Source organism: Streptomyces sp. bgisy159, from assembly GCF_965341775.1.
Lineage (GTDB): Bacteria > Actinomycetota > Actinomycetes > Streptomycetales > Streptomycetaceae > Streptomyces.
Genome location: NZ_CBDQZH010000086.1, coordinates 1 through 7,357 on the forward strand (window position 1 = coordinate 1; position 7,357 = coordinate 7,357).

At 66.0% G+C, this 7,357-nt stretch carries 4 protein-coding genes and 4 pseudogenes; 7 read left to right on the plus strand and 1 reads right to left on the minus strand.

Features of this window, described 5'->3' with window-relative positions; all coding sequences use genetic code 11:
- The 4 pseudogenes from ACSLTV_RS35540 to ACSLTV_RS35555 all read left to right on the plus strand — a co-directional run.
- Nucleotides 1-2,512 (plus strand): annotated as a pseudogene (locus ACSLTV_RS35540) (hypothetical protein); the annotation flags it as partial.
- Between the two features lie 192 nt (nt 2,513-2,704).
- A pseudogene (locus ACSLTV_RS35545) lies at nt 2,705-2,815 on the plus strand (IS630 family transposase); the annotation flags it as partial.
- A gap of 5 nt (nt 2,816-2,820) precedes the next feature.
- Nucleotides 2,821-3,201: pseudogene (locus ACSLTV_RS35550) on the plus strand (ISAzo13 family transposase); the annotation flags it as partial.
- 198 nt (nt 3,202-3,399) lie between these two features.
- Nucleotides 3,400-3,707, plus strand: a pseudogene (locus ACSLTV_RS35555) (helix-turn-helix domain-containing protein); the annotation flags it as partial.
- 154 nt (nt 3,708-3,861) lie between these two features.
- On the opposite strand, the gene ACSLTV_RS35560 reads toward ACSLTV_RS35555, so the two are convergent.
- Nucleotides 3,862-4,191, minus strand: coding sequence for a hypothetical protein (locus tag ACSLTV_RS35560; protein ID WP_435613677.1), 330 nt, complete (start codon nt 4,189-4,191; stop codon nt 3,862-3,864).
- 930 nt (nt 4,192-5,121) lie between these two features.
- Between ACSLTV_RS35560 and ACSLTV_RS35565 the strand changes: the two genes are divergently transcribed.
- The 3 genes from ACSLTV_RS35565 to ACSLTV_RS35575 are packed head-to-tail and all read left to right on the plus strand — an operon-like array spanning nt 5,122 to nt 6,765.
- Nucleotides 5,122-5,334: a hypothetical protein gene (locus ACSLTV_RS35565; protein WP_079033661.1), complete on the plus strand. Its 213-nt coding sequence runs from the start codon at nt 5,122-5,124 to the stop codon at nt 5,332-5,334.
- On the plus strand, nt 5,334-6,008 hold the full coding sequence (locus ACSLTV_RS35570; RefSeq protein WP_435613678.1) for a restriction endonuclease: 675 nt from the start codon (nt 5,334-5,336) through the stop codon (nt 6,006-6,008). The genes ACSLTV_RS35565 and ACSLTV_RS35570 overlap by 1 nt, the downstream gene beginning before the upstream one ends.
- Before the next feature lie 43 nt (nt 6,009-6,051).
- Nucleotides 6,052-6,765 carry a restriction endonuclease gene (locus ACSLTV_RS35575; RefSeq protein WP_435613679.1) on the plus strand — a complete coding sequence of 238 codons (714 nt, stop codon included), beginning with the start codon at nt 6,052-6,054 and terminating at the stop codon, nt 6,763-6,765.
- Nucleotides 6,766-7,357: the final 592 nt, after the last annotated feature.

A 7,357-nucleotide genomic window follows, 5' to 3' on the forward strand; every position in this document is an offset into this window, starting at 1 on the left:
ATGGGAGTGGTGGCGCGGCAACAACAAAACCTTCTTCAGTGGCGGCAGGGCCCCGGACTTGATGATGGTCAGCCCTCACCACAGCGCCGCCGAGTGGGAACGCGGCGAGCGCTTGCAGGAGCTGGAGCAGGCGCTGGCCCTGCTCGCCCTGCCGGGCATTGACTCCTGGGACGCCTTGGACCCTATTGGGCAGGGCCCATACGGGATCTACGAGTGGTGCCGAGCGCATGTGGATGAGCAGTCGGACGAGGTAACCCGATCGCCGGAGCATGACCGTCCTGACCTGTACGGCTGGCGGGTCCGGGTCGGCACCCCAGCTGTGGCCGTACGTTCCGCGCACCCGGCTTGGGGCGACGACCATCACCAACTTCTCCACGACCTCGCAGGCTCGTACGTTTTCGGCTTCGAGCAGTTGAATGATGCGTGGAACGCGGTGCATGACGAAGCCTCGCCGGTCGGCTACGTCCTCGAAATGCGGCCCGTCACGCCGGACGAACGTGATCGCGCCGAATCCATCCGGGTCGGATCTGTCGAAGCACAGTCCAGTGCATACGGCCTGGTGATCCACGCCGAGTTCCTCGTCGACTGTGAGTTGCTCGCGGAGCAGACCGACCGTGACGTCGCAACTACGCGGGAGGTAATGGCGCAGACGATCAGGTCTCTTCTGGAGCAGAGTGATCTGCCGCCGAGCACGGTCGACACGGTTGCAACGGCCTGGCGCGTCGCTCCGCCCACACTTGCGATCCGCATCATGACGGCGCCGGTGAGCCGTCCACACCTTGCCCGTCCGTGGCCGGTAGATGCCCATCTGGTGGGCATGGTGGACCAGGAGGTGGCCCGCGCTGTGCAGGCTGCGGGCGTCGCACCCGGAACGTACGTGGGCCCACAGGCCAAAGAACTTGACCGTGGTGTGCTGGCTCCAGCCGCGTTGGACGCTCTGAACCGTCGTCTCGCCCAACACTCCTCCGACGACCTTGTCACCGTCGGGATGCGACAGATCGAACGCACCTTGGCGACGAAGAACCAGCAATTCCGTGATCTCGAACAGTCCTCCCGCCTTCTCTCGGTGGCCTGGGACCCACTGGAGCGCCAGACAGAACTCGAGCAAGAACATCTGTGGCTGAGGCGGAGCAACGAAATCGCGATCGAAGCAGCCCTGCGCGCTCAACCCACTGGAAACCGCCGCGTGGACCAGTACGCATGGATGGAGATCACCGCTGCGGCCTCCGCCTATCTGGCAGCGACGATGCGGAGCGAAGCGATCCATCATCAAGTTCGTCCCACCGGACTGAGAATCAGCGACGCATATGAGATCACCGTGGTGACCGACTTGGCCGATGCCGATGCCGATGCCGGGTCGGGGAGCGCGGGCTCCCGGGTGTTCGATCTGGACCTCAGCGCGTTCAGACGGGCCCGAGCGGCTCACATGCTCGCGGCTCCGGCCACGCTCGGCAGTCACGAGCAGACTGACGAGGTTGACGCAGCAGCCGAAGTCGTTGACGAGGAACAGATCGACGAACTCGTCGATCCAGCTGTTGACGCTGCCATGCTCGCCGCATACGGAGCATCAGTGAGCGATATCTTGCAAGTCCTGTTCTCTATGGCCCACTGGCCGCTGGAGCCTGACGATCCGGATGCGGTGGCCGTCCCCGCAGATACCGTACGGCAACACCTGCTCGACACGTTGCGTCTCGCGGATGAACCTGACGGACATGCCCGTATCGCTGCTGCTCAGGGGCTCCTCACCAGTACATCCGCCGCGCTGCAGGCTGCCGACTGGAAGCCGTGGCATGCACGCAGCAGGCAGAAACGACTCGTCGTCCAGCCCCTGGCCGAACTTACCGATGGGCGGCTCGTGGTCGGCCCGCAGCTCTGCTACGCGAGTGCAGGTATCTACGGCAACTTCGTGGCTCAAGGAATCCTGCCTTGGACACAGCCTCCGCCTCCGCGCCGGGTGACAGACGCTCTGGAGGCGGTTCGCGACCGCAAGAACAGAGCCCTCGAGACCGAGGTAGCACAAACACTTCGGGCAGCTGGTTACATGGTCGAGGAGCGTATCCGGGAGCAGGATCCGCAGCGCCTGGGGGTCCCGTCCCTCCAGACCGAGATCGATGTAGTCGCTGGGCGCGCGGCTGACTCGGTTATTTGGCTGATCGAGGTGAAGGACCCAGCCGACGTGCACGTGACACCGGAGATCCGACGCCATCTGGACCGTTTCTACGTCGACCACCGAAAGCCGTGTTATGCGACACAGCTCCAGAGGAAACTCGACGACCTTGCACCCCGCGCCAACGAGGTGGCGGCGGCCCTCGGTTTGCCGACGTCAGCTGAGCCGCGTGTGGTCAGGGCGATCTTTGTCACCCGTGCGCCGGTGCCGGCGGGATTCGTCGGGGGCCCCTTCACATTCCACACGTTGAGGGATCTGGCGGCTGCTCTGGACGGCGCCACCAGCCAGCCGCCGGAAGTAACTGCTTCCGGCGGGACCAGCTCCCCTAGCCGGGACCGGCGATGATCACGAAGCGGCCCGCAGCGAGTAAGTACCGAACGACGGCGAAGCGAAGGCAGCCGACGGGTGATCGGCTACACAAAGATGAGTAACACCACCGCTACCGGTCTGAAAAGAGCCGGTAGCTGGTTACTCACGTTGAACTCGTGGAGTCCGGTGGACCGTGACGGTTCTGGATCGTTGCGGTACGACGTCGTCATGCGGTACGCGCATGGGGGCGGGCTGACGCCCAAGGAGCAGGAAAAGCGGGAGCGAGCGCGTCTCGAAGCGGCCGAGCGGTTCGCTCGTGGTGAGAAGACCGAGGCCGTTGAAACGCCGCACGGCTGTTGATCACTGCGGACGCCGGCGGTTCCAACGGCTACCGCACCCGCGCCTGGAAGACCGAACTCGGAGCCCTCGCGGCCGAGACCGGCCTACAGATCACGGTGTGCCATATGCCGCCCGGCACATCGAAGTGGAACCAAGTCGAGCACCGGCTGTTCTCCCAGATCTCCATGAACTGGCGTGGGAGACCGCTGACCAGCCACGACGTCATCGTGAATACCATCGCAGCCACCACTACCCGCACCGGGCTGCGGGTCGAGGCCGAACTCGACACCAACACCTACGACACCGGAATCTAGGTCACCGACGCCGAAATCGACGCCCTAGCGATGAGCATGCACCGATTCCACGGAGACTGGAATTACATGCTCCATCTCGCCGGTGTCCCGCCCGCTCCCGGCCTGCGGACGGACCCTGCAACCGCCGCACGGCCGGCTGCAGGACCAGCCCACCTCGACAGCTCCACACTCCGGCACCCGGAGCTGACCGGTATGAACGTCCCCGAAATGGAAATTGCGCTTGACAACTTGATCCCCGCACTGGCCGAACAACGCGAGCGGCTCCGCCCCGAGCGGCGGGGCGGCGAACGCCGCCGGCACGCGGCGCGGGCGCCAAGGACAAGCTCTCCGACGCCGATCGTATCCTGGCCACCGTGCTCTACCTGCGCTAAATCGGTACCCACGACCTGCTCGCCCAGCTCTTCGGCGTCACCGGAAGCACCCTCACCCGCGCTATCCAGGAAGTACGGCCCCTCCTCGCCGAGTCTGGCCCCACGCTCCCGCCGTCAACAGCCAGATTCCGCACACCCGCAGACGTCGCTGCCCACCTCGACAGGTACGGCAATCAGCCGCCAAGGAAGATCAAACCAGCATGTTAATGCTCTGCGCGCCCTTAGATAGCGGTTGGTCCCGGAAGACGCAATCCCGTGCGGAGTGTGTACTCCCCACACCCGCTCGGCCCTCAACATCAGGCGGGCGGTGAGCTCCACCATCGTGGGCCCGGAGGGACCAGGCCACCGGGGGCGTAGTCATTCACGCGTCGGTCCTCTGCTCTGCCGCCGGCACACCGGTGGTGTCCTCCTCCGGCATGGCCGTCGGCGCGGTCTCGGCACTGGCGCGGCGGACGCGCCTCTTGTCGTGGACCACGGCTCCGATGACGCCGAGGCCGGTGGCGGCGGCGCCGATGATGACGCCCTCCGTTCGGCCCTTCCATCGGCCGAGAGCGACGCCCTCCGCAAAGCCCTCTAGCCGGCCGCGGGCGACGCCCTGTGCTACGCCTTGCAACCGGTAGAAGGCGCGTAGAGCGGCGGGGCCCCCACGGCGTCCGGCTTCCTTCGTGAGTTCCGTGTAAGCGCTGGTCATGCTCTGCCTCGCTATGTGTCGCTCGCTCTAGGGACAGGCCGATGGTCGCAGAAACGTCCTTGGCGGGTGGGGCAGTTCGGGAACTTCTGGGCTGACGTTGCGGCGCGCTCGGCGTACGCGCTGGCCCGCCCCCTGGGCCAGCCCCTCCCGTATGACCTGGCCGCCTTCCGTTCACCCGGTGCGGTGGCCCGCGTCCATGACCCTCCGCCCCACTGCCCACCGGCCGGACAGTTCCACGTCATCCACCGGCGCACAGGGCAGAACGTGAGGTCCGCTGGCAGGTTGCCATGGACGTAGCAAGGAAAAAACGGGACTGCCAATCCCATCGGGGACATTTATGTGATCACGGATAACCTGTCCTCGCACAGCAGCGTGTCCACCCGCACCTGGCTCGAGGACCACCCCGAATCCGGCACGTCTTCATCCCCGTCGGCACCTGCTGGCTCAACCTTCAGGAGAGCCGGTGGTGCATCTTCCCTAAAGCCGCCCTCGCCGGCAATCCTTCGCCGAGCCACCCGAGATCGAGCACGCCACCCGAGCCTGGCCCTGGGTATGGGAACGAAGGGGCGGCGCCGGCGCACTATGGCTGTGAGTGCGCTTCCGCTGCTTTTCGCCATTCGTCGGCAGTGCTCCGCTTGGCGTGACTGGGGCTGTTTCCACAGGTGAGAGACGGACAGTCACGCGCCGCGTGAGGGCTGGCGGAAAGGGCCGTGGTGAACCGCTTGGGAGCTTGAAGGGCATTCGCCCAGCTGAGCGGCCTCAGGCTCGCTGCCCCGTGAATTGGCCTGACGGTGTGGGCCCTCCTGGCCTGATGGCGACTCGACCGGGGCGTAGCGCCGTGATGACCCATCAGCTGCTGTCAGTGCCCACTGCTACACCCTTTTGTTGGGATGAGCCGCGCTCCGCGGCCCACCGACGGGAGGGGGAAATATGTCGAAGGTGCCGGACGGATTCCACCGGGTACGCGGACACATCCGTCGCAATCCGAAGCCCAGGAGCGCCAAGCGCATGAGCGGTTGGATGATTGCCGGCTTACTGGCCGGCGTGTGGCTGTGGGGGCAGGTGTTCGGGTTCAGTGAGTCCACCGCCACGACACCGCCGACGGATCCGAAGCCGGCGGCCAGCGCGACGGCCGACCGCTGATGGGACGGATACGTCTGCGGCGCCCTCGCGATGCCGCGGAACTGGTCGCAGCGGCTGTAGTCGCCCTGGCCGTGCTCGTCCTGGTGGCGCGGACGGCGGCCACGGCGGTCGGCGCACTGAAGGCGGCCTGGCCTGCCCTGCTGGCTCTCGCCCTACTCACGGGAGCCGTCGCGGCGTGGCGGATCAGGCACGCGACCACGATGCGGCGTCGCGAGAAGGAGCGGCTGGCCACTCTGCGGATCACGCTCGCGGAGTTCGACACCATGGACGACCGTCGCTTCGAGTACGCCCTGCGGGATCTGCTGGTCCGCGACGGCTGGCCGGCCCGCAGAGTGGGTGGCGGCGGCGACCAGGCCGCCGACGTCATCGGTGGGCATCCGCAGCGCGGCCGGGTCGTGGTGCAGGCCAAGCACACCCGCGTCGGCGGGAAGGTGGGCTCATCTGTGATGTACGCGGTGAAGGGGACGGCCGGGCCGGTCCACAAAGCCGATCACGCTGTCGTCGTCACCAACGGAGCCTTCACCCGCGATGCCATGGCGTGGGGCGACCGACACGGCGTCCACTGGATCGACCGGGAAAAGCTACAGCGCTGGGCCGAGGATGGTGCCGCTCTGCACGAGCTCCTCGGATTGTCCGCGCGCTCCCGCCCGAGCCGATTCAGGCGTGCGGCATGACTGGCAAAGATCGTGATCGCTGCCCAAGACGTCTGGAGGTGTGGTGTTCGACGAGGACGGGTCGCTCGACCCGCTGCTGAAGTTCCTGCTGTATGCGGTCATCGCGCTGGCCGTCGGCAAGATGCTCTGGGAGTGGCTCACCGAGGACGTCGGCCAGTGGATCACCGTAGATTCGTGGGGGCTGATAGCCGATCACCCGTGGTGGACCGGGCTCTTCGTGGTCGGCGGACTGCCCATGTTGCTCCTGCTCGGCAGAATCCTGTCATTCCTGTTCGGCGCCAACACCTACGCCAACGCGGACGACACGTTCGCCGCTCCCTCTGGCGATGCGATCGAAGCGGACGCGCTGACCTTCAAGATGAAGCAGCTTTCGTCGATGAGCGCGACGGGTTTCGAGCAGGCGTGCACTGATCTCTTGGCCCGTGACGGATTCCGGCGTCCCAGGCGGGTCGGAGGCGCCGGTGACCTCGGCGTGGACGTCACTGCCCGCGATGACGAAGACCGCCTCCTGATCGTGCAGTGCAAGCAGTATCAGAGCCCAGTCGGGTCAGGCCACGTGCAGAAGTTCAACGGGACAGCCCGCCCGCACCACGGAGCCGACCTCCCGATCATGATCGCGCTTAACGGCTTCACGCAGCCGGCGATCGACTTCGCCCAGCATCACCAGCTCATCCTCATGGGCCGCCCGGAATTGAAACGATGGGCTCACGGCGAGCACCTCTACGACGTCCTCGGCATCCAAAGCACGACACACTGACGCCAGCGCACACGGAGCTGAGTCCGTCCCGGGAGATCGCGCCTAGTGGCCGGTGGCCCCGTTTCGGGCTCAGTCCGGTGCGGCGCGTTGTCATGGAGATCGATCCGGGCCCCTCCCGGCGAAGAGCTCCCCACAGCGAGGCGGCCTTGGGTCGAGAGATCGTGAGGCGGCACTCCTGTGATGACGCCGCGGTCTACGGCATGCCGGTCCTCCCCAATGGGCTCCCTACCCCAGCCGCTCACCGTCTGAAGAGCGCTTCCTGACGATCCGTGACCTTGCTGCTCGGCGGGGTAGGTACTGAGGCTGCCCCGCAAGGCCGCAGTTGCAGACCCACATTTCAGCAGTCGACTGCTTTGTGTCTGTTGATGATCTCGCGTGATCGAGATTGACAGGTATGAGGGAAGTGTGAAACGGGAGGCGTTCCCGGTGGCAGGATGCAGCCCCAGGGCATGAGGAGGCGTGAGCGCGGTACGGGGCTCGTCCGTTCGTCGAGTGCTCGAGTTCAAGCACTCATAGGCATAGGTGCGCGGCAGGGAGTTGGGGTGTCTCAAACCGGTACGAGTGGTGTCATTCCGGGCCAACGGGCTGGCTT

Bases quoted from the DNA above. Each gene is read 5' to 3' on its own strand.
- ACSLTV_RS35565 (WP_079033661.1), top strand. From the start codon at position 5,122: ATGTCGAAGGTGCCGGACGGATTCCACCGGGTACGCGGACACATCCGT.
- ACSLTV_RS35570 (WP_435613678.1), top strand. From the start codon at position 5,334: ATGGGACGGATACGTCTGCGGCGCCCTCGCGATGCCGCGGAACTGGTC.
- ACSLTV_RS35560 (WP_435613677.1), bottom strand. From the start codon at position 4,191: ATGACCAGCGCTTACACGGAACTCACGAAGGAAGCCGGACGCCGTGGG.